This is a genomic window from Amycolatopsis rhizosphaerae, assembly GCF_007713715.1.
GTDB classification, from domain to species: domain Bacteria; phylum Actinomycetota; class Actinomycetes; order Mycobacteriales; family Pseudonocardiaceae; genus Amycolatopsis_E; species Amycolatopsis_E rhizosphaerae.
In genome coordinates, this window is the sequence record NZ_VJWX01000838.1 from 1 (window position 1) to 1,468 (window position 1,468).

The 1,468-nt window shown below is 69.8% G+C and carries 2 protein-coding genes; one reads left to right on the plus strand and one right to left on the minus strand.

Annotated elements, in window-relative coordinates:
- Positions 1–356 (minus strand): class I SAM-dependent methyltransferase (locus tag FNH05_RS37280; RefSeq protein ID WP_144593525.1); only part of this gene is annotated, 356 nt, incomplete at its 3' end.
- 169 nt (positions 357–525) lie between these two features.
- On the opposite strand from FNH05_RS37280, the gene FNH05_RS37285 reads away from it, so the two are divergent.
- Positions 526–1,353: a DUF1345 domain-containing protein gene (locus FNH05_RS37285; RefSeq protein ID WP_144593526.1), complete on the plus strand. Its 828-nt coding sequence runs from the start codon at positions 526–528 to the stop codon at positions 1,351–1,353.
- Positions 1,354–1,468 lie beyond the last annotated feature (115 nt).

Sequence of the window (1,468 nt, forward strand, 5' to 3'; positions counted from 1 at the left end):
CAGTTGCCCTCCGCGCCCGTCTCCACCACCAGGCGCCCGCCCGGGCGCAGCACTCGCCGAATCGAGACGAGCGCCTCTTCCGGCCGGGGCAGCCAGTGCAGGGCCGCATAGGAGAAGACCGCGTCGTACGGGGTGCCGACGGCGAGATCGTACACACCGGACACCGCGAAACGGGCGCGCGGATGCGCCTCGCCCGCCCGAGCGATCTTCCCCGGATCGCCGCACACTCCCGTGGCCGCCGCACCCCGCGCGGCGATCGCGGCGGTCAGCCACCCCGTGCGGCACGCCACGTCCAGCACCCGTTCCCCCGGCCGGGGGTCGAGCAGGCCGACCAGCGATTCCCCGGAAACGGCCACATCGGACGACCAATCGAACCAGGGCGGATCCAGGCGCAGGCGAAGACCCTACCGAGGGTGACCATATTTTGGGAGTTCTTTCTCTCATAGTAAGACGACTGCTTCACAGCGACGGCACAGGCGGCCAGTGCCAGGATGACCGCGAAACCAGGGTGAGAGGACCAGGAGAATGCCCCAGGAACCGGAGGAAAAGGACGCGCCCCACGAGGACGCGACCCATGAGCACCTCGCCGCGCTGCATTCGGTGCGCGCCGAGCTGCTCCGGCTCGAAGAGCTGCTGTGCCGGGGAAAGCACCCCGTGTCCGGTTCGGCGGCCAAGCTGGCCGGTACGGCGAACCAGGCGCTGCCGGCCTGGCTGCGGGTGACCAAGGGCGAGCAGCGCTGGGCGGTGACCGGTGCCATCGTGCTGGCGGTGGTCCTGCAACTGATCCTGCCCGACCGCCTCGCCTTCCACCCGCACTGGCTCCTGCCGTGCCTGGAGGTGGCACTGGTGGCGCTGCTGATCGCGTTGAACCCGGTGCGGATCAGCCGCGAGCACCCGTGGCTGCGCCCGCTGTCGATCGCACTCATCGCGGTCATCAGCCTCGCCAACGGCTGGTCGGCGGTGCTGCTGGTGAACGACCTGCTCACCGCCCGGGCCGGGGAGGACCCGGGGCCGCTGCTGGGCAGCGGGGGCGCGATCTGGCTGACCAACGTGATCGCCTTCGCGCTGTGGTACTGGGAATGCGACCGGGGCGGGCCGGTGGCCAGGGCGCTGGCCAAGCGGCCGAAACCGGACTTCCGCTTCCCGCAGATGGAGGATCCCGCCGAGCACCCAGACTGGGAACCGCATTTCCTGGACTACTTCTACCTGTCCTTCACCAACGCCACGGCGTTCAGCCCCACCGACGTGATGCCGATGTCGCGCTGGGCGAAGGTGCTCATGCTGTGCCAGTCGGCGGTCTCACTGGTCACCCTCGCCGTGGTCATCTCCCGGGCGGTGAGCCTGTTCAAGTGAGGGGCACTCAGGCCACTCGAACCGGCGCGAACCGGTACAGGGAAACCCTTTTCACCCCGAAACGCCCCGCGCCACCGGCGGGTGTCCGAGATCCGGCCGCGGCAAGGCGTTAGGG

Excerpts from the sequence above, each read along its gene's own strand:
- FNH05_RS37285 (WP_144593526.1), top strand. The coding sequence starts at position 526 with ATGCCCCAGGAACCGGAGGAAAAGGACGCGCCCCACGAGGACGCGACC.